The organism is Cyanobium sp. NIES-981, assembly GCF_900088535.1.
In the GTDB taxonomy this organism is placed as follows: Bacteria; Cyanobacteriota; Cyanobacteriia; order PCC-6307; family Cyanobiaceae; genus NIES-981.
The window spans coordinates 2569083-2587502 of the sequence record NZ_LT578417.1 but is presented as its reverse complement, the minus strand read 5'-3'; the positions used below and the strand labels follow the sequence as shown (position 1 = coordinate 2587502).

General features: G+C 69.3%; 19 protein-coding genes. 9 read left to right on the top strand and 10 right to left on the bottom strand.

Features of this window, described 5'->3' with window-relative positions:
* Positions 1 to 9 precede the first annotated feature (9 nt).
* The 5 genes from CBM981_RS13035 to CBM981_RS13015 all read left to right on the top strand — a co-directional run bounded on the left by CBM981_RS13035 (position 10) and on the right by CBM981_RS13015 (position 3667).
* Positions 10 to 963, top strand: a complete 954-nt coding sequence (locus CBM981_RS13035) for a F0F1 ATP synthase subunit gamma (RefSeq protein WP_087068750.1) — start codon at positions 10 to 12, stop codon at positions 961 to 963.
* Positions 964 to 1120: 157 nt separating this feature from the next.
* Positions 1121 to 1834 (top strand): TIGR02466 family protein, encoded by a 714-nt coding sequence (locus CBM981_RS13030; RefSeq protein ID WP_172820898.1) that lies wholly within the window; start codon positions 1121 to 1123, stop codon positions 1832 to 1834.
* A gap of 104 nt (positions 1835 to 1938) precedes the next feature.
* Positions 1939 to 2268: a 2Fe-2S iron-sulfur cluster-binding protein gene (locus CBM981_RS13025; RefSeq protein WP_087068749.1), complete on the top strand. Its 330-nt coding sequence runs from the start codon at positions 1939 to 1941 to the stop codon at positions 2266 to 2268.
* Positions 2269 to 2291: 23 nt separating this feature from the next.
* Positions 2292 to 2522, top strand: a complete 231-nt coding sequence (locus CBM981_RS13020) for a hypothetical protein (RefSeq protein ID WP_087068748.1) — start codon at positions 2292 to 2294, stop codon at positions 2520 to 2522.
* Complete coding sequence (locus CBM981_RS13015; RefSeq protein ID WP_157665457.1) at positions 2519 to 3667, top strand: DUF3326 domain-containing protein; 1149 nt, start codon at positions 2519 to 2521, stop codon at positions 3665 to 3667. Before CBM981_RS13020 ends, CBM981_RS13015 begins: the two co-directional genes overlap by 4 nt.
* On the opposite strand, the gene CBM981_RS13010 is transcribed toward CBM981_RS13015, so the two are convergent.
* From CBM981_RS13010 to CBM981_RS12980, 7 genes are all read right to left on the bottom strand, one after another.
* The gene (locus CBM981_RS13010) at positions 3549 to 4784 is read right to left on the bottom strand and encodes a serine hydrolase (RefSeq protein ID WP_087068747.1); all 1236 of its coding nucleotides are present in this window, start codon (positions 4782 to 4784) and stop codon (positions 3549 to 3551) included. The two genes, CBM981_RS13015 and CBM981_RS13010, sit on opposite strands and share 119 nt — an antisense overlap.
* Before the next feature lie 105 nt (positions 4785 to 4889).
* Positions 4890 to 5324: a 23S rRNA (pseudouridine(1915)-N(3))-methyltransferase RlmH gene (locus CBM981_RS13005; RefSeq protein ID WP_087069433.1), complete on the bottom strand. Its 435-nt coding sequence runs from the start codon at positions 5322 to 5324 to the stop codon at positions 4890 to 4892.
* Between the two features lie 16 nt (positions 5325 to 5340).
* Positions 5341 to 6453, bottom strand: coding sequence for an alanine dehydrogenase (gene ald / locus CBM981_RS13000; protein WP_087069432.1), 1113 nt, complete (start codon positions 6451 to 6453; stop codon positions 5341 to 5343).
* 69 nt (positions 6454 to 6522) lie between these two features.
* Positions 6523 to 8226: an NAD+ synthase gene (locus CBM981_RS12995; RefSeq protein WP_087068746.1), complete on the bottom strand. Its 1704-nt coding sequence runs from the start codon at positions 8224 to 8226 to the stop codon at positions 6523 to 6525.
* Positions 8226 to 8843, bottom strand: a complete 618-nt coding sequence (locus tag CBM981_RS12990; RefSeq protein WP_225867397.1) for a nicotinate-nucleotide adenylyltransferase — start codon at positions 8841 to 8843, stop codon at positions 8226 to 8228. The genes CBM981_RS12995 and CBM981_RS12990 overlap by 1 nt, the downstream gene beginning before the upstream one ends.
* Positions 8840 to 10198 carry a GTP-binding protein gene (locus CBM981_RS12985; protein WP_087068745.1) on the bottom strand — a complete coding sequence of 453 codons (1359 nt, stop codon included), beginning with the start codon at positions 10196 to 10198 and terminating at the stop codon, positions 8840 to 8842. Before CBM981_RS12985 ends, CBM981_RS12990 begins: the two co-directional genes overlap by 4 nt.
* On the bottom strand, positions 10195 to 11211 hold the full coding sequence (locus tag CBM981_RS12980) for a CNNM domain-containing protein (RefSeq protein ID WP_087068744.1): 1017 nt from the start codon (positions 11209 to 11211) through the stop codon (positions 10195 to 10197). Before CBM981_RS12980 ends, CBM981_RS12985 begins: the two co-directional genes overlap by 4 nt.
* A gap of 116 nt (positions 11212 to 11327) precedes the next feature.
* On the opposite strand from CBM981_RS12980, the gene CBM981_RS12975 reads away from it, so the two are divergent.
* A complete protein-coding gene (locus CBM981_RS12975; protein ID WP_087068743.1) occupies positions 11328 to 12635 on the top strand; it encodes an aminopeptidase P N-terminal domain-containing protein in 1308 nt (435 codons plus the stop codon).
* Here the strand turns inward: CBM981_RS12975 and CBM981_RS12970 are convergent.
* Positions 12607 to 13377, bottom strand: coding sequence for a TIGR01548 family HAD-type hydrolase (locus tag CBM981_RS12970; protein ID WP_255376826.1), 771 nt, complete (start codon positions 13375 to 13377; stop codon positions 12607 to 12609). The genes CBM981_RS12975 and CBM981_RS12970 overlap by 29 nt on opposite strands.
* 101 nt (positions 13378 to 13478) lie before the next feature.
* On the opposite strand from CBM981_RS12970, the gene CBM981_RS12965 reads away from it, so the two are divergent.
* Entirely contained in the window at positions 13479 to 13955 is a 477-nt protein-coding gene (locus CBM981_RS12965) for a 30S ribosomal protein PSRP-3 (protein ID WP_369801627.1), read from the top strand.
* A gap of 134 nt (positions 13956 to 14089) precedes the next feature.
* Here the strand turns inward: CBM981_RS12965 and atpC are convergent, their stop codons facing one another.
* Together atpC and atpD are read right to left on the bottom strand one after the other, a co-directional pair.
* Positions 14090 to 14500, bottom strand: coding sequence for an ATP synthase F1 subunit epsilon (gene atpC / locus CBM981_RS12960; RefSeq protein WP_087068741.1), 411 nt, complete (start codon positions 14498 to 14500; stop codon positions 14090 to 14092).
* Positions 14501 to 14529: 29 nt separating this feature from the next.
* On the bottom strand, positions 14530 to 15990 hold the full coding sequence (gene atpD / locus CBM981_RS12955; protein ID WP_087068740.1) for a F0F1 ATP synthase subunit beta: 1461 nt from the start codon (positions 15988 to 15990) through the stop codon (positions 14530 to 14532).
* Positions 15991 to 16245: 255 nt separating this feature from the next.
* Between atpD and groES the strand changes: the two genes are divergently transcribed.
* Positions 16246 to 16557 carry a co-chaperone GroES gene (gene groES, locus CBM981_RS12950; RefSeq protein WP_006910546.1) on the top strand — a complete coding sequence of 104 codons (312 nt, stop codon included), beginning with the start codon at positions 16246 to 16248 and terminating at the stop codon, positions 16555 to 16557.
* Between the two features lie 117 nt (positions 16558 to 16674).
* Entirely contained in the window at positions 16675 to 18309 is a 1635-nt protein-coding gene (gene groL, locus CBM981_RS12945; RefSeq protein WP_087068739.1) for a chaperonin GroEL, read from the top strand.
* The last annotated feature ends 111 nt before the right edge of the window (positions 18310 to 18420 follow it).

The window sequence follows — 18420 nt, the reverse complement described above, 5'->3', positions numbered from 1 at the left end:
AGTGTTCTGATGGCAAACCTCAAGGAAATCCGCGACCGCATCAGTTCGGTCAAGAACACCCGCAAGATCACCGAGGCCATGCGTCTGGTGGCGGCCGCCAAGGTGCGCCGTGCCCAGGAGCAGGTGCTTCGCAGCCGTCCCTTCGCCGACAGACTCGCCCGCGTTCTGGAAAATCTTCAGTCGCGCATGGGCTTTGAAGACGTCGATGCTCCCCTGTTGGAAGAGCGTCCTGTTCAATCCATCACTCTCCTGGCCATCACGGGTGATCGGGGCCTCTGTGGCGGTTACAACGCCAACATCATCAAGCGCACGGAGCAACGGTTCGCTGAACTCAGCGAGCAGGGTTATGCAGTGGATCTGGTGCTCATCGGCCGAAAGGCGATCACCTATTTCCAGAACCGCGCCAACACCTACAAGATCCGTGCCACCTTCACCGGCCTGGAGCAGGTGCCCAGTGCCGAGGAAGCCCGGGGCATTGCCAACGAAGTGCTGGCGGAGTTCGTCTCGGGTTCGACCGACCGCGTGGAGATCATCTTCACCAAGTTCATCAACCTGGTGAGCTCCCGTCCGGTCATTCAGACCCTGCTCCCCCTCGATCCCCAGGGGATCGCCACCCCGGAGGATGAGATCTTCCGGCTGACCACCCGGGAGGGCCGTCTGGTGGTGGAACCCGGCACTTCGGCCAACGCGGCTCCGAGCCTTCCCTCGGACATCGTGTTCGAACAGAGTCCGGAGCAGTTGCTCAATGCCCTGCTCCCCCTCTACCTGCAGAACCAGTTGCTGCGCTCCCTCCAGGAAGCCGCCGCCTCCGAGCTGGCCAGCCGCATGACGGCCATGAACAATGCCAGCGACAATGCCAAGGCTCTGGCCAAGACCCTGACCCTGGATTACAACAAGGCCCGTCAGGCGGCGATCACCCAGGAGATCCTCGAGGTTGTCGGCGGCGCCGCCGCCATGTCCTGAGCAATCGGTTCCCCTTCCCTCGGGACCCTTCCCTTCCCCGACGAGGGGAAGGGCTCCTACCGGTTGCGCTTGCGTATCCCCCCTGGGCACTGGCCCCCCTTTCTGGGTACGCCAGTGATCCAGGGATGCCGTCGTCTTCCTAGCCAGGGTCCGGACCATGCCTGCGCGCACTGCAGCAGCGTCTCCACTGCACATCCAGTCCCTGTTCCCGGTGGCGCTGGCCCAGGCGCAGCTGCATCCCGATCCCATGGATCTGGCGATCCAGCTGCAGGCCCTGCATCATCTCCGGGGCGAGGGTTGCAGCAATCCAGACCCTGGATGCGCATGGACGGGCGATCTCCACGGGGTGTGGCAGCTGCACACCCACCCCAGCTTCTCCCCGCTCGCAGGGGAACTCAGCCGCCTCGGCCATGCCTTCCTGGACCAGCTCGGCTTTCAGCGTGATCGGGTGTCTCTCCACATCCAGCGGTGCTGGCCTGTGATCAGTGAGGCTGACCAGGTCGTGGGCCGTCACTACCATCCCAACGCCCATCTCAGCGGGGTCTACTACTTCACGGGCGACGGCTCCGGTCGCCAGGGATGCCTGCGGTTGTTCCCCTCCCGCCAGGTGAACGAGCTGGTACCGGGCATGGCGGTCGGGCATGACGGACCGCTGCTGAGTTCTCCCTGGTGCGCAGGCCACTGGGATTTGCCGCCCCGCGCAGGCCTCTTTGTGCTGTTCCCCTCCTGCCTGGAGCATGCCGTGCTCCCGAACCAGGATCCGGACGCGCTCCGCTGTTCTCTGAGCATCGACTTCGTTCTCACCGCGCCCCCTGGGCAGCACCCTCCGGAGTACCTGGCCCCCCATCCCAGTGCCTGGCAGGCCTGCTGAAGTGCTCGCGCCAGTCCCATCGGCGCTGCTCCCGAGGCTGCGATCAGCCGGGTGCCATCAACTGGGAAGATGGGCGTGCTGCCCAAAACCACTCGGCGTCTTCAGTGACTCAACCCCAGACCTTCACGATCACGGCTGTCTACGAGGGAGTGACCCACAGCTTTCCCTGCCGCGCCGATCAGACCGTGCTGGCTGCGGCAGAGGCCGCCGGGGTGCCGCTCCCCAGCTCGTGCTGCTCAGGGGTCTGCACAACCTGCGCGGCCCGTATCAGCGAGGGCACGGTGCACCAGCCCGATGCCATGGGGGTCAAGGACGAACTCAAGCAGGAGGGTTATGCCCTGCTTTGCGTCGCTTTTCCGACTAGCGATCTCTCCCTCACCGCTGGGATGGAAGACGCTCTCTATGAGATCCAGTTCGGCCAGTACCAGAAATGAGGGGGGTTGCGATGAGCCCACCGTTGCGTCTGCAACCCCGGGTGCTGCGGTTGCGGCGCCAGCCAGGTGCCCTGCGGCCCCAGGTGCTGGCCGCCCTTGAAGCCGAGGGCCGCCCCCTGCGTTGGGCGATCACGGCCGTGGAGCGTGGATCGGGGTCGCTCCCTGACGAGGTCCTCCTCACCGTGGAGGCCCTCCTCACCGTGGAGACCGTGGTGTGCCGCGAGGATCCGGTGCAGTTCTGCGGCGAGGGATGAGCCCAGCAGAACCCCTGCTCACCCTGATGGTGATCCCCACCGGCATCGGCTGCCAGGTGGGGGGCTACGCCGGTGATGCGCTGCCGGCGGCCCGGCTGCTGGCAGCGGCCAGTGGCTGTCTGGTGACCCATCCCAATGTGATGAACGGCGCGGCGCTCTACTGGCGTGATCCCCGCATTCACTACGTGGAGGGAGCGGCCCTCGATCGCTTCGCAGCCCGGGAGCTGGCTCTGCGGCCGGTGCGTGCCCAGCGGGTCGGCGTGCTGCTGGATGCCGGCATCGAGGTGGACCTGCGCCAGCGGCACCTGCAGGTGATCGAAGCCTGCCGCGCCACGCTGGGTCTCGATCTCGGGCCGGTGGTCGTCACCGATCTGCCCCTGGAAGTGACTCTGGAGCAAGGGCCCAGTGGCTCCAGCTGGGGCCGTCTGCTCCGGCCGGATGCCCTGCTGCGGGCCGGCGAGCGTCTGCGCGATGCCGGGGCCACGGCGATCGCGGCGGTGGCGCGTTTTCCCGAGGATCCGGGCAGCGAAGCCCTGGCCGCCTACCGCAGCGGTTCCGGGGTGGATGTCCTGGCAGGGGCGGAGGCGGTGATCAGCCATCTGCTCACGGATCACCTCGGCTTGCCCTGCGCCCATGCCCCCGCCCTCTCTGCCCTTCCCCTGGACCCGCAGCTCGACCCCAGGGCTGCCGCCGAGGAGATCGGGCACACCTTCCTGCCCTGTGTGCTGGTGGGTCTGAGCCAGGCGCCCGATCTGGTGGCGCTGCCCAGCTCGGCTCCGGAGCACTGGCCGCCGGGTTGGCTTCACCCCAGCGGCATCGGGGCCGTGGTGGCCCCCGCCACCGCCCTGGGAGGCGCGGCGGTGCTGGCCAGCGCCGAGCGGGGGATTCCCCTGATCGCGGTGCACAACCCCGGCGTGCTGGAGGTGGATGCCGCCGCCCTGGGGCTGAAGGTCCTGTCCGCCTCGAGTTACAGCGAAGCGGCGGGCCTGGTGCTGGCTTTGCGGGAAGGCATCCATCCCGGTGCCCTCAGTCGGCCGCTCCAGCCCCTGCCCCCCGGGCCGGCCTGGGCTGGCGGGGAGGGGGAGGGGGATCCTCGGGCGGGAGCAGGGCACCCAGACGGCGAAAGAGCCGGTCAGCTTCGTTGACGTAGGTGCCATCCGGCTGGAAGGCCTCCTCCCTGAACGTCACGGCCACCGCGATGGCGATGCGCCGCTGCGGGTGGTAGCCGAAGGCGGCGGCATAGCCCCCGAACAGGGGGTTCTGGGTGAGCCAGCGCCCCGTGGTGACGATCCCCATGCCGAAGGTGTAGCCCTCGCTCTGGGGAAAGCAGGTGCCGCAGCCGGGCAGGGCTGTGGTGCGTCCGCGCAGGTCGGTGTTGACCATGGCGCGGTAGGACGCGGGCGTCAGCAGGGCTCCGCCACCGATGCCGACCGCCGTGGCGTGGAGGTCATCGAGGGTGGTGGTCTGCACCGCCCCGGCCGGCAGCGTCCAGGAGGGATCCCAGAAGGTGCTCTCCTCGAGAAAGCCCCGCTCGGGCGGGAGCGCCAGGGCGCTGCGCCGCTCCTCGGAGTAGGCGTGCAGCACGGGGGGCGGAATCGCCGCCGTCCCCGTGTCGCCGGTGTGCTTCAGCCCCAGGGGGCTGAGCACCTGCTGCTGGAGCAGCCGCTCCAGGGGTGCGCCGCCGGCCCGCTCCAGGGCCATCCCCAGCAGCAGCGTGCTGGTGTGGGAGTAGTTCCAGTTGGTGCCTGGCGGGTAGAGCAGGCTGGCCGGCTCGGCGAAGGCCAGCAGTTGCTCGCTGCGCCAACGGCGGAAGGGGTTCCGCTCGAAGGCCGCGATGAAGGCGGGGTTGCGGACATCGTCGCGGTAGCCGGCCGTCATCTGGGCCAGCTGGCGCAGGCTCACCCGCTCGGTGTGCGGCACCTCCGGCAGCCAGCGCCGCACCGGAGCGTCGAGGTCCACCACGCCCTGCTCCGCCAGCCGCAGCAGCAGCGTGGCGAGGTACGCCATCGCCACCGCGCCACTGCGGAAGCGCATCGCCGTGGTGGCGGGCTGCCCCGGCAACGACTCGCCGCTCACCATCCGCAGCAGGTCCTCTCCGTCCACACTCACCCGCACCAGCACGGCGCGCAGCTGGCCCTGGCGGCGTGCATCGTCCACAGCGCTGCGCAGCGCGGCCGGATCGGCCGCCGCCCTGCCGGGCAGAGGCATCAGGCTCAGCAGCAGCACCAGCAGGAGGGCTCGGCAGCGGCGGGACTGGGGCATGGGTGGCGGGCCGGTGGCGAGGGCAGGATCGGCGGTGGGGGCCGAAGGATGTGGATCAGGGCGTGGTGGATGGCGGCGCCGCAGTGGGCTGCCTGGCTGCCTGCCCTATTCCCGGTGATACGGCCCCCCCTGGAGAATGGTCTGGGCCCGGTAGAGCTGCTCCAGCAGCAGCAGCCTGGCCAGCTCGTGGGGGAAGGTGAGGGCCGAGAGGCTGAGCTGCCACTGGGCCCGGGCCCGCAGGGCCGGATCGAGGCCGTCGGCGCCGCCGATCACGAAGGCCAGGCGATCGGATCCGCTCTGGTTCAGGTGGTGGGCCAGCTCCCGTGAGCGGAAGGTGCGGCCCTCCTCGCTCAGGGTGATGAGCTGTTCATCGCTGCGCAGTTCGGCGCGGATCGCCTGGGCTTCCCGCACCGGATCGGTATCCCTCAGCTCCACGATGGAGAGGCCCGGCATCCGCCTGCGGTACACCTCCAGGCCCTCGCGGACCCAGGACTTGCGCACCTTGCCCACGGCGAGGATGCGGATGCGGCCAGGATTCAGCACGGCCCCGGGACGCTCAGCGCAGGCAGGCCATCGGGTGCCGCGGTGCCACCCCCAGCGCCTTGGCCACGCCTGGATGGCACACCGCACCATCCACCGTGTTCAGCCCCGAGAGCAGTTCCGGCCGGTCGGTGACCGCCTCGGCTAGCCCCCGCCCCGCCATCACCAGGATGTAGGGCAGGGTGACGCTCACCAGGGCCTCGGTGGAGGTGAAGGGAACCGCTCCCGGCATGTTGCCCACGGCGTAGTGCTGCACGCCATGCACCGCATGCACCGGGTCGGTGTGGGTGGTCTCGCGGCTGGTGGCGATGCAGCCCCCCTGGTCGATGGCCACATCCACGATCACCGAGCCTGGCTTCATCTGCTGCACCAGGGCTTCCTCCACCAGGGTGGGGGCACGGCCGCCGGGGGTGAGCACGGCGCCGATCACCAGATCCGCGCCGGGCACCAGGCGTTCCACCAGGCTGCGGCTGCTCACGAGGTTCACCAGCCGTCCGCGCCGGTCGGCCTCCAGCTGACGCAGCCGCTGGGGCGAGCGGTCGAGCAGGAACACCTCGGCGTCCATGGCGGCGGCGATGCGGGCGGCGTTCCATCCCACCGTGCCGGCCCCCAGCACCACCACCCGGGCCGGGCGTACGCCCGTGCACCCTCCCATCAGGATCCCCCGGCCCCCGTGGGGCTGCTCCAGCAGGTGGGCGCCCACCTGGGCGGCCAGACGGCCGGCGATCTCGCTCATCGGGGCCAGCAGCGGCAGGCTGGCGTCCTCCAGCTGCACCGTTTCGTAGGCCAGCGAGGTGGTGCCGGCCTCCAGCAGAGCCCGGCCCACATCCGGGTACGCGGCCAGGTGCAGGTAGGTGAACAGCACCAGATCGCTGCGCAGGAAGCCGAATTCCTCCGGCTGGGGTTCCTTCACCTTCACCACCAGATGGGCGGCCCAGGCCTCCTCCCGGTTCACCAGGCGGGCACCGGCGGCGGCGAAGTCGGTATCGGCGATGCCCGCCCCCAGCCCGGCGCCGGCCTCCACCCGCACCTCCATGCCCTGGGACACCAGCTCCTGCACCCCATCGGGGGTGAGGGCCACACGGCGCTCGTCGCGCTTGATCTCACGGGGCACACCGATGCTCGCCATGGGGGCGGTGAGCGTTGGAGCCGAAGCCTGGGAGGCCATCAAACGCAGGAGGCGCCCCACCAGCCTGGCTCAGCCAGCGGCGATCGGCATGCGCCAACCGCTGTCGAAGGCGTGACCGCTCACCTTCAGCACGGGCGCGGCCTGCCGGCGCTTGAATTCAGCCCGGCGCAACAGCAGGCCCACCTGCAGCGCCAGTGGCCCGAAGCGGGGTTCCGCAGCCAGCTCTTCAGCGCTGCGGCGCTGTTCCACCAGGGCCTCGAGCAGGGGGTCGAGCTCGGCGTAGTCCGGCAGGGAGTCGCTGTCGCGCTGGTCGGGCCGCAGTTCGGCGCTGGGGGGCTTGCTGCGGATGGCCAGGCCGATCAGCTCCCCCTCGGCGGGCAGGCCGACGTCTCGGCGGCAGGGCATGGAGGCCGGGCTGTCGAGCCAGTCCGCCAGGGCGAACACGGTGGTTTTGTAGAGGTCACCGATCACGGCCAGGCCGCCGTTCATGTCGCCGTAGAGGGTGCAGTAGCCCACGGCCAGCTCGGATTTGTTGCCGGTGGAGAGCAGCAGCTGGCCCTCCTGGTTCGCCACGGCCATCAGCAGGGTGCCGCGGATCCGCGACTGCAGATTCTCCGCTGCCAGCCCGGTGGGGGCATGGCCCAGGGCGGGCTGCAGGGCCGCATCGAAGCCGCCCATCAGCGGACCGATCGGCAGGGTGCTGGTGGGCAGGCCCAGGCGATCCGCCAGTGCCAGAGCATCCGCGATCGAGCCCTCCGAACTCCAGGGTGAGGGCATCAGCAGCGCGCGCACGGCGGCAGGCCCCAGGGCGGCGGAGGCGATCACCGCCACCAGGGCCGAATCGATGCCGCCGCTCAGGCCGAGCAGGCTCCGCTGGAAGCCGCACTTGCCGGCGTAGTCGCGGACACCCAGCACCAGAGCGCGGAACAGCTGCTCCATCGGAGCCGGCAGCACCGCTGCAGGGGGGGGCGGGCTGCCGGCAGACGATGCAGGGCTCCACAGCTCCAGGGCTTCCCGGCAGCTGGGCAGCTGGCACAGCACCGCCCCAGTGGAGCCCACCACGAAGCTGGCCCCGTCGAAGACCAGCTCGTCGTTGCCGCCCACCTGGTTCACGTACACCACCGGGCAGCCGAGCCGCTGGGCCGCCCGGGCGGCGAGGGCCTGGCGCAGGTCCGCCTTGGCCGGGTTGAACGGTGAGGCGGAGAGGTTGATCAGCACCTCCACCTGCCGGGCCTGTAGCGCCGCCACGGGATCGGGGCCGGCCAGGCGCTGCCCCTGCAGGTCCTCCTCCACCCAGAGGTCTTCGCAGATGGTGAGCCCCAGGCGCCACTGGCGGGCGCCCCTGCCGAACGCGAGCACGGCAGGCTCCGTGCCGGGGCGGAAATAGCGCTGCTCATCGAACACGTCGTAGGTGGGCAGCAACTGCTTGCGGGCCACCACCCGCCAGCCGGTTCCCTCCACCAGGGCCAGGGCGTTGTAGAGATTGGGCAGCTCCCGGCTGCCGCTGGCCTCGGCAATGCCCACCAGCACGGCCGGCGCACCTTCGCAGCCGGCCAGCTCAGCGACCAGCCTGTCCAGCGCGGTGGCCTGGGCGGCCAGACGGGCCTGATGGAACAGCAGGTCCCGCGGTGGGTAGCCCCAGAGCGAGAGTTCGGGGGTGAGCACCAGATCGGCCTGGGCAGCGGCGGCCTGCCGGCAGGCCTCGAGGATCAGCTGCCCATTGCCGGCCAGATCTCCCACCAGCGGGTTGAGCTGGGCCAGGGCAAGGCGCATCAGGAGGGATCGGCGAGGCCGTAGAGATTGTGCTCCAGCAGCACGGGCCACACACTCGCCGGAATCTGGCGGGGATCCGGCTGCAGGCGCAGGGCGGAGCTGGCCGTGGGCGGGATGGCCAGGGGCAGCACCTGCAGCTGGGCGCCGAGGGCCCGGAGGGGCTCCAGTTCGGCGCTGTCGACCGGCCAGCCCTCCCGCGGCACGATCGCCAGGCGGCAGCGCCGCAGCACCGCCTGGCCCTCCTTCCAGCGGGGAATCTGGGGGGCCAGATCGCTGCCGACCACGAACACCAGCTCCCGGCCCGGCCAGGTCTGCGCGGCCCGATCGAGGGTGGTGATCGCCCAGGGACTGCTGAGTTCCTGGTGCTGCTCCAGGCGGGGATCGGCCAGACCCCTCACCAGGGCTCCGAGCAACGCCGCCCGCTCCGCCAGGGGGGCACCGTGCTGTTTGAGCGGGTTGTCGCTGGCCCAGGTGGCCACCCTCGGAAAGTGGTCCAGAAGCCCCCGCAGCAGGGCCTGGTGTCCCAGGGTCGGAGGATCGGCACTGGTGCCGAACAGGGCGATCACGCCGCGGCTGGAGTTCGGCTCCAGGCTGGCTTCGGCCGGGGGGGCGGTCACGGCAGCAGGCCCTCCCCGAGAGCGTTGCCGCGCCCTGGAGTCAAGCGGCTGCCGTCCCTCTCCGGCCAGCGGCCGAGCCAGCGGCGCGCGCTGGGGTCGCTGGCGGCCAGCCGCCGCAGCAGGGCTCCCGGGCGGCCGCCGCGTCTGGCGCCGCGCATCAGTTCCAGGGCCGCCAGCTCGCCGGTGCGCCGGGTGGTGTGCACGGCCAGGGCCGCCTGGGCCACCGCCACCGGCGCCGCGGGGGCCAGGCTCAGGCCGCCGGTGAAGGGGGCCGCCACCAGCAGCACCTGGCGCAGCCCGCCCAGCAGGGCCTGAATCCCCAGCTGGGCGCCGCCCAGCAGGGCGTTGTGCCCCGACAGGCGGGTGAGCAGCTGCCGTGCGGCGCCGGCCCCCATCGGCAGGCCGTACAACCGGCACAGCTGCATCACCAGGGCCGTATCGCAGGCGAGGCCTCCGGCCAGATCCAGCAGCACCAGCGGATTGACGGCCACGCCGGTGGCCTTCATGGCGGCGAAACGGCCGATCAGCCCCTGGGCCGCCCGGCGGCTCTGGCGCAGCCGGTGTTCCTGAAGCACCTGATGGAACCGCTCGGCACTGCGCAGGCTGTTGATGGCCAGCAGCAGTTCGCCGTGGCCTTCCAGCAGAGCGATCAGGGCCTGCCGCAGGGGGCCGACAGCCGCTGGACGCAGCTCGGAGCGCACCCGGCCATCGGGCATCAGCCGGGCCTGGCGCGGGGCCGCGGCCACCGCGATCAGCTCCAGCGCCCTGGCCTGCGGCGGCAGCCGGCGCCGGATGCTGGCCAGCAGGGCGGGCAGTTCCTCCTGCGGCCAGCAGTCGCAGCGGTTCAGCACCAGCAGCAGGGGCTTGCCGCTGGCGCGCAGCACCTCGAGGGCCTCCAGTTCCACGCGGCTGAGATCGGCATCCAGCACCATCAGCACCAGATCGGATCCGAGGGCCACCCGCCCGGCCAGGCGGGCCCGGGATGCGGCGCCGATCTCGTCGATGCCGGGGGTGTCCACCAGCTCCGCCCCTGCCAGGCCCGCCAGGGGCTGGTCCCACGCCGCGGCCTGCTGATGCCGGGTGCAGCCATGGGCGACATCGGTGGCGAAGACCTCCTCATCCAGCAGGGCATTGAGCAGGCTCGACTTGCCGACCCCCACCCGCCCGAACACCGCGACCCGCGGCCTCCGCTGGGCCAGGCGCAGCAGCTGTCGGTCCACGGCAGCCAGCTCGCCGGCCAGCAGGCCGGCTTCCCGACCATTCAGCTGGAGGGAGGCTCTCCATGGCTCCAGGAGCAGGCGTGCCCGCTCGGCCGCCGCCGGAGGCACAGGGGACTGGGCCGGGCCGCCGCTCATTCCCCCCGATCCTCCTCGGCAGGCTGGGGACGGCGCCACCAGCCCGCCAGCACCGCCAGCACCGCTTCGGCGCCGATCACCCCGACGAAGCCCCCGAACTCGTCCACCACCACCCTCACGCCACCGCTGTTGCGGCGGAATCCCGTGAGCAGCCGATCGGCCCGGATCATCTCCGGCACGTACTCCACCGGTTCGCTGAGGTCGTCGGGGGTGCGCTCGCCATGGCCCTCCAGCAGGGCGGTGAGCAGCCGTTCCCGGCTGGCGACACCCAGGATTTCGTCCACCTCTTCCCCGAGCACCACCCACCACGGATCGGGCGTGCAGAGCAGCAGGTCCCGGGACTCCGCCAGCCGGCTGGCTCCGCGCAGGGTGGGGGCCGCCACGCGCGGGGTCATCAGGTCCCGGGCGGTGAGGTCGTTGAGCTGGAACACCTTGGAGATCATGGCGGCCTCATCGGCCTCGATCTGGCCCCTCTGGGACCCGAGCCGGGCCAGCAGGCGGATCTCCTCCTCGTCGGTGCTGATCTCGCTTTCGGCCGTGATGGCCGGCAGCACCCGCTCCAGCAGCAGCACCAGGGGGAGCATGAGCTGGCCCAGCAGGTGCAGCGCCGGTGCCGCGGCCAGCGCCACCGGCAGCGCCAGTCTGCTGCCGAGGGCCTTGGGCAGGATCTCCCCCAGCAGCATCACCAGCAGGGTCAGTCCCACGGAGAACAGCGGCAGGGCGGGGCCCTCCACGCCGTAGCGGCCGAAGACGTGGGCCGCGTAGCCGCCCAGCATCAGGCTGCCGAAGATGTTGAAACCGTTGTTGGCGATCACCAGCACCGAGAGGGTGCGGCCCAGCCGCTGGCGCAGCTGGGCCAGCCGGCGAGCCCCCCGCACGGGCCTGGGGCGGGCCGCCAGTTCATGCAGCCGCACCGGATTGACGGTGAGCAGGGCCGCTTCCACTCCGGAGCACAGCGCCGAGCCCGCCAGCACCACCACCACCAGGAGGGCCAGAACCAGCAGGTCGTTCATTCAGGAGGACGGCCGGTGGATCGGCGGGGTGGTGGCGGGCATGGCTCCATTAAATCGGCCCGGGCCGCGGCTGTCCCACAGTGGCCGGCAGGATTGGCACAGCCTGACTCCCTGGAATGGTGATCTACGCCGAGCGTCGCGCTCGCTTTCTGCAGCAGCTGGGTGGAGCGGCGGCCGTGATTCCGGCGGCGACCCTGGTGACCCATCACGCCGACTGCGAGTACCCCTTCCGCCAGGACAGTGACTTCTGGTACCTCACCGGTTTCGACGAACCCGATGCGGTGGCCCTGTTCCTGCCCCACCGTGACGACGCGCCCTTCGTGCTGTTCGTGCACCCCAAGGACCCCACAGCCGAGGTGTGGAACGGTGTGCGCTGCGGCACGGAAGGGGCGGTGGAGCGCTTCGGCGCGTCCGTGGCGCACCCCCTGGCTGAACTGGCCCAGCGCTTGCCCCACTATCTCGAGGGTGCGGAGGGGATCGCCTTTCGCGTCGGCCGCCACCCGGCGGTGGAGCCGCTGGTGCTGAAGGCCTGGGCCCAGCAGCTCGACCGGGCTCCCCGCCGCGGCTCCGCCGCCCTCGGGCTCGTGGCGCCCTGCCCTCTCCTGCATGCCCTGCGGCTGCGCAAGGGGCCCGACGAACTGGACCGGCTGCGCGAGGCGGCCCGCATCTCCGCCGAAGCCCATGAGCTGGCGCGCCAGGTGGCCCGTCCAGGCCTGAACGAGCGCCAGGTGCAGGCGGTGATCGAGCAGCATTTCCTCGAGCAGGGCGCCCGCGGACCGGCCTATGGCTCGATCGTGGCGGGAGGCGACAACGCCTGCGTGCTGCACTACACCGCCAACAACGCCCCCCTGCGGGACGGTGATCTGCTGCTGATCGACGCCGGTTGCAGCCTGACGGACTACTACAACGGCGACATCACCCGCACCTTCCCGGTGAACGGTCGTTTCAGCGGAGAGCAGCGGGATCTGTACGCGCTCGTGCTCGCTGCCCAGGAGGCCGCCGTGGCCAGCGTGGCCCCGGGCGTCACCGCAGAAGCCGTCCATCTGGCCGCCGTGCGGGTGCTGGTGGAGGGCCTCGTCACCCTGGGCCTGCTCAGCGGCAGCGTGGACGGGATCGTGGAGCAGGGGGCCTACCGGCACCTCTACATGCATCGCACCGGCCACTGGCTGGGGCTGGACGTGCACGACGTGGGGGCCTACCGGCTGGGGGAACACCCGGTGGAGCTGGAGCCGGGCATGGTGCTCACCGTGGAGCCCGGGCTCTATGTGAGCGATCGCCTGGCGGTGCCGGAGGGCCAGCCGGCCATCGAGGAGCGCTGGAAGGGCATCGGCATCCGCATCGAGGACGACGTGGCCGTGAGCGATCGCGGTCATGAGGTGCTCACGGCCGCTGCCCTCAAGAGCCTCGCGGCGATGGAGCGATGAGCCGCGAGGGAGCGAGCAGGCGCTCGAGGCTCTCCAGCACGGAGCCCGTGCTGGAGATCACGGCATCCGCTCCCGACTTCCTCAGGCTGTCCTCGTAGCGGCGGCGGGCCAGGGACGACCCGTGCAGGTGGGGCGGCGCCACTGCCAGGGCCAGGAAGGTCTGCTGCGGCTGCACCTGGCGGGCCCCCACCACCGTGAGCACATCCGCCACCGTGTCGCCCAGGTAGGCCACCGGCGGGCTGGAGCCGGTTCCGAGTTCGGTGCCCGCCAGCTGCCTGGCCAGGCGCAGCAGTCCCGTGGGATCCGGCTTGTCGGGGGCGTCGCCCATGGCCACCAGGGGCGGGTCCGCCAGGCCGAGGCGCTCCTCCAGCACGTAGCGGGCCGAGGGGGGTTCGGCACCACTCACGAAGCCCCAGGCCACATCGGCCCTGTCGAGCTGCTCGAACAGCACCGGCTCCACCAGCAGGGGCTCATGGCCGATGAAACCCGTCCACTGGAGAGGGTCGCCCAGGGGATCGCCGCCGAAATAGAAGCCGCTGAACACCCCGATCAGCGAGTCGCGATCCGGCAGTGGGTCCTGGCCGTGGCGACGCAGCAGCTCCAGGGAGGCGTCCCAGTCGTTGTTCCAGCGGCCTTCGGCCTTGAGGCCATCCACGGTGGCCGCGTCGGGCAGCCAACCGCTGTAGTGGCGCACGGTTTCGGCCAGGGCGCGGCGGTAGCTGGCTGCCACATCCCGGATCACGCCATCGATGTCGAACAGCAGGACGGCGCGCGGAATCAGGGGAGGGGTGCGGCTCGGCTGATAGGTTAGTTGTTTGACTTTCTGCCTTGAGCGCCGACACCATGACAGCCACCGAGAGCGCCGCCGGCGCTGCCGTGAGCGATGCGCCCGAGGTGGCGGCCGCCACTGAAGACAGCGCCTCCCAGGGGCGTCCGGTGATGCGTGGTGGCAGCGCCGCCCTGGCCTCCGCCACCATCGATGAGGACGGCGTCCCCTCCGGTTACACGCCGAAGGCGGATGAGGGCCGTTTCCTGCTGAAGATCCTCTGGCTGCCCGAGAACGTGGCCCTCGCTGTGGACCAGATCGTGGGCGGCGGCCCGAGCCCCCTCACGGCCTATTTCTTCTGGCCCCGGGAGGATGCCTGGGAAACCCTCAAGACCGAGCTGGAGGGCAAGAGCTGGATCACCGATAACGAGCGGGTGGAGATCCTCAACAAAGCCACCGAGGTGATCAACTACTGGCAGGAGGAGGGCAAGGGCAAGAGCCTCGATGAGGCCAAGCTCAAGTTCCCCGATGTCACCTTCTGCGGCACCGCCTGAATCCTGGTCACCACTCCAGGGCCTTGGCCCCCTCGTTGTTTCGAGGGGGCTTTTTCATGGCGCCATGACATGATCGCGGCATGAAAAAGGGCCATGGTGTCCATGGCCCGCAGTGATGCACCAGGGAGGGAGATTCAGCTCTGGCCCCGGGTGGCCTGCAGCCAGGCCCTTGCCTTCGCCAGGGCCTGCTGGGCCTTGAGCTTCTCGGTGCTCGGACTCTGGCCTTCGAAGGCTGCGGCAGCCTGCTGGGCAGATTCGAATTCCGCCTGGGCTGCGCTGGCGTCGATGCTGCTGCCCAGCTCAGCCCCGTTCACCAGCACGGTGACCTCATCGGACTCCACTTCAGCGAAGCCACCCAGCAGGGCGATGGAGGACCAGCCCCCTGCCCCGCGGAGCCTCATCACGCCGGTATCCAGTGCGGCCAGCATGGTGACGTGTCCCGGAAGGATGCCCACCTGTCCGGTGGTGGTCGGCAGAATCACCTCGTCAGCGCTGCCGTCAAAAACGCTCTGGTCTGGGGCCAGAACTCTCAGGGTTAAAGACATCGTGAGACCTCAGGATTGACAGGACGGGTTCAACCCTTGGAATCAGCCAGGATCTTGTCAGCCTTGGCCTTCACTTCATCAATGTTGCCGACGAGGTAGAAGGCCGCCTCGGGGAGGTGATCGAGTTCGCCGGCCAGGATCATGTTGAAGCCCTTGATGGTTTCCTCCAGTTTCACGTACTTGCCGGGCATGCCGGTGAACACCTCAGCCACGAAGAAGGGCTGGGAGAGGAACTTCTCGATCTTGCGCGCCCGGTCCACCGTGCGACGGTCGTCCTCGGACAGTTCGTCGAGGCCCAGAATGGCGATGATGTCCTGCAGCTCCTTGTAGCGCTGCAGGGTGCTCTGCACGGCACGGGCGGTGCGGTAGTGCTCATCGCCCACCACGGCGGGCTGCAGCATGGTGCTGGTGGAATCCAGGGGATCCACAGCGGGGTAGATGCCCTTGGAGGCCAGACCGCGGCTCAGCACGGTGGTGGCGTCCAGGTGGGCAAAGGTGGTGGCGGGAGCAGGGTCGGTGAGGTCGTCGGCGGGCACGTAGACGGCCTGGATCGAGGTGATCGATCCCTCCAGGGTGGAGGTGATGCGCTCCTGCAGCTCGCCCACGTCGGTGCCGAGGGTGGGCTGGTAGCCCACAGCCGAAGGCATGCGGCCCAGCAGGGCGCTCACTTCGGAGCCGGCCTGCACGAAGCGGAAGATGTTGTCGATGAACAGCAGCACGTCCTGCTTGTTCACATCCCGGAAGTGCTCGGCCATGGTGAGGGCCGAGAGACCCACCCGCATGCGGGCGCCGGGGGGCTCGTTCATCTGGCCATAGCACAGGGCCACTTTCGACTTGGAAAGGTCGTCGGCGTTGATCACGCCCGACTCCTTGAATTCCTCGTAGAGGTCGTTGCCCTCGCGGGTGCGCTCACCCACGCCGCCGAACACGGACACACCGCCGTGCTCCTTGGCGATGTTGTTGATCAGCTCCTGGATCAGCACGGTCTTGCCGACCCCGGCTCCGCCGAACAGGCCCACCTTGCCGCCCTGGCGGTAGGGGGCCAGCAGGTCGATCACCTTGATGCCGGTTTCGAACACCCGGGGCTTGGTCTCCAGCTCGGTGAGCTTGGGGGCCTCGCGGTGGATCGGGGCGGTCAGGGTGGTGCTCACGGGACCCTGCTCATCCACAGGCTCGCCGAGCACATTGAAGATCCGGCCCAGGGTGGCTTCCCCCACGGGCACGGAGATGGGGGCGCCGGTGTCCAGGGCCTCCATGCCGCGCACCAGACCATCGGTGCTGCTCATCGCCACGGCCCGCACCCGGTGGTCGCCGAGCAGCTGCTGCACTTCGGCGGTGAGGGCGATGGACTGGCCGGCGGAGTTCTTCGCCTCGATGCGGAGAGCGTTATAGATCTTGGGCAGCTGGCCGGCCGGAAATTCAACGTCGAGCACCGGGCCGATCACCTGCCGGACGATGCCTTTGGTGCCGGTGGCAGTAGCAGCAGCCATATGGATGGAATTCGGGGAGAGCGCTTGGTGGGACAGGGGTGCTGAGACGATCCCTGGCCCCGGGGGAGCCGGGCCACCTTACCACTCGGCCTTCCAGCTCCTCTGCGCGCCCATGCACGGTTCGGTCACCCGCACAGCTTCGGGGTGGTCGCCATGGACCCTCGCCGCATAGGTTGGCACTCGTGAGGGGGGAGTGCCAACTCCCCTCTTTACAGTGGCGTCTCGGGCGCCATGTCGTTGCTATCGCATCTATCCATGGCTGCTGTTTCCCTCAGCGTCTCCACGGTCAAGCCGCTCGGAGATCGCATCTTCATCAAGGTGTCGGAGTCCGAAGAGAAGACTGCCGGCGGCATCCTGCTGCCTGACACCGCCAAGGAGAAGCCCCAGGTGGGCGAAGTGGTGCAGGTGGGCCCCGGCAAGCGCAATGAAGACGGATCCCGCCAGGCTCCTGAAGTGAGCATCGGCGACAAGGTGCTCTACAGCAAGTACGCCGGCACCGACATCAAGCTCGGCACCGATGAGTACGTGTTGCTCTCCGAGAAAGACATTCTTGCTGTCGTCAACTGATCGGTCGATGGGCTCCTTCTGATCCAAGGAAGTTCTGCTTCCTACGGTCAGACATCTAAGCTGCAACCCTCAACAGACTGACCAACTCACAGTTTCCCTACGAGACATACGCCTCCCATGGCTAAGCGCATCATCTACAACGAGCAAGCCCGTCGCGCGCTCGAGAAAGGCATCGACATCCTGGCCGAATCCGTCGCCGTCACCCTGGGCCCCAAGGGCCGCAACGTGGTGCTGGAGAAGAAGTTCGGTGCCCCCCAGATCATCAATGACGGCGTCACCATCGCCAAGGAGATCGAACTGGAGGATCACATCGAGAACACCGGTGTGGCCCTGATCCGTCAGGCCGCCTCCAAGACCAACGACGCCGCCGGTGACGGCACCACCACCGCCACCGTGCTGGCCCACGCCATGGTGAAGGCGGGCCTGCGCAACGTGGCCGCCGGTGCCAACGCCATCACCCTCAAGAAGGGCATCGACAAGGCCTCCGACTTCCTCGTCAAGAAGATCGAGGAGCACGCCAAGCCGATCTCCGATTCCAGTGCGATCGCCCAGGTGGGCACCATCTCCGCCGGCAACGACGAAGAGGTGGGCCGCATGATCGCCGACGCCATGGACAAGGTTGGCAAGGAAGGTGTGATCTCCCTGGAAGAAGGGAAGTCGATGACCACCGAACTGGAGGTCACCGAAGGCATGCGCTTCGACAAGGGTTACATCTCGCCCTACTTCGCCACCGACACCGAGCGGATGGAAGCGGTGCTCGAGGAGCCCTACATCCTGCTCACCGACAAGAAGATCGGTCTGGTGCAGGACCTGGTGCCCGTGCTGGAGCAGATCGCCCGCACCGGCAAGCCCCTGCTGATCATTGCCGAGGACATCGAGAAGGAAGCCCTCGCCACCCTGGTGGTGAACCGTCTGCGCGGTGTGCTCAACGTGGCCGCCGTCAAGGCCCCCGGCTTCGGTGACCGCCGCAAGGCCATGCTCGAGGACATCGCCGTTCTCACCAACGGCCAGCTGATCACCGAGGACGCCGGCCTCAAGCTGGAGAACGCCAAGCTCGAGATGCTCGGCACCGCCCGCCGGGTGACCATCAACAAGGACACCACCACCATCGTGGCCGAAGGCAACGAGGTGGCCGTGAAGGCCCGCTGCGAGCAGATCCGCAAGCAGATGGACGAAACCGACTCCTCCTACGACAAGGAGAAGCTGCAGGAGCGTCTGGCCAAGCTGAGCGGCGGGGTGGCCGTGGTCAAGGTGGGTGCCGCCACCGAGACCGAGATGAAGGACAAGAAGCTGCGCCTGGAAGACGCCATCAACGCCACCAAGGCGGCCGTTGAGGAAGGCATCGTTCCCGGTGGTGGCACCACCCTGGCCCACCTGGCTCCGGCCCTCGAGGAGTGGGCGGCGGCCAATCTCTCCGGCGAGGAGCTGATCGGTGCCACGATCGTGGCCTCCGCGCTCACCGCACCGCTCAAGCGCATTGCCGAGAACGCCGGTGCCAATGGCGCCGTCGTGGCGGAGAACGTGAAGAGCAAGCCCTTCAACGAGGGCTACAACGCCGCCACCGGCGAGTATGTGGACATGCTGGCCGCCGGCATCGTGGATCCCGCCAAGGTGACCCGCTCCGGCCTGCAGAACGCCGCCTCGATCGCCGGCATGGTGCTGACCACCGAGTGCATCGTGGCCGATCTGCCCGAGAAGAAGGAAGCTGCTCCCGCCGGTGGCGGTGGCATGGGCGGCGACTTCGACTACTGATCAGCCCGGACCTTCTGGACCAAGCGCCCCGCATGGGGCGCTTTTTTGATGGCGGATCAGCTGTTATGGCAGATCGGCCGCCGTCACCCTGGTCATTCCCCCGGACTGCCG

Bases quoted from the DNA above. Each gene is read 5' to 3' on its own strand.
- CBM981_RS13035 (WP_087068750.1), top strand. From the start codon at position 10: ATGGCAAACCTCAAGGAAATCCGCGACCGCATCAGTTCGGTCAAGAAC.
- CBM981_RS13030 (WP_172820898.1), top strand. From the start codon at position 1,121: ATGCCTGCGCGCACTGCAGCAGCGTCTCCACTGCACATCCAGTCCCTG.
- CBM981_RS13015 (WP_157665457.1), top strand. From the start codon at position 2,519: ATGAGCCCAGCAGAACCCCTGCTCACCCTGATGGTGATCCCCACCGGC.
- CBM981_RS13010 (WP_087068747.1), bottom strand. From the start codon at position 4,784: ATGCCCCAGTCCCGCCGCTGCCGAGCCCTCCTGCTGGTGCTGCTGCTG.
- ald (WP_087069432.1), bottom strand. From the start codon at position 6,453: ATGGCGAGCATCGGTGTGCCCCGTGAGATCAAGCGCGACGAGCGCCGT.
- CBM981_RS12995 (WP_087068746.1), bottom strand. From the start codon at position 8,226: ATGCGCCTTGCCCTGGCCCAGCTCAACCCGCTGGTGGGAGATCTGGCC.
- CBM981_RS12985 (WP_087068745.1), bottom strand. From the start codon at position 10,198: ATGAGCGGCGGCCCGGCCCAGTCCCCTGTGCCTCCGGCGGCGGCCGAG.
- CBM981_RS12980 (WP_087068744.1), bottom strand. From the start codon at position 11,211: ATGAACGACCTGCTGGTTCTGGCCCTCCTGGTGGTGGTGGTGCTGGCG.
- CBM981_RS12975 (WP_087068743.1), top strand. From the start codon at position 11,328: ATGGTGATCTACGCCGAGCGTCGCGCTCGCTTTCTGCAGCAGCTGGGT.
- CBM981_RS12965 (WP_369801627.1), top strand. From the start codon at position 13,479: ATGACAGCCACCGAGAGCGCCGCCGGCGCTGCCGTGAGCGATGCGCCC.
- atpC (WP_087068741.1), bottom strand. From the start codon at position 14,500: ATGTCTTTAACCCTGAGAGTTCTGGCCCCAGACCAGAGCGTTTTTGAC.
- atpD (WP_087068740.1), bottom strand. From the start codon at position 15,990: ATGGCTGCTGCTACTGCCACCGGCACCAAAGGCATCGTCCGGCAGGTG.
- groES (WP_006910546.1), top strand. From the start codon at position 16,246: ATGGCTGCTGTTTCCCTCAGCGTCTCCACGGTCAAGCCGCTCGGAGAT.
- groL (WP_087068739.1), top strand. From the start codon at position 16,675: ATGGCTAAGCGCATCATCTACAACGAGCAAGCCCGTCGCGCGCTCGAG.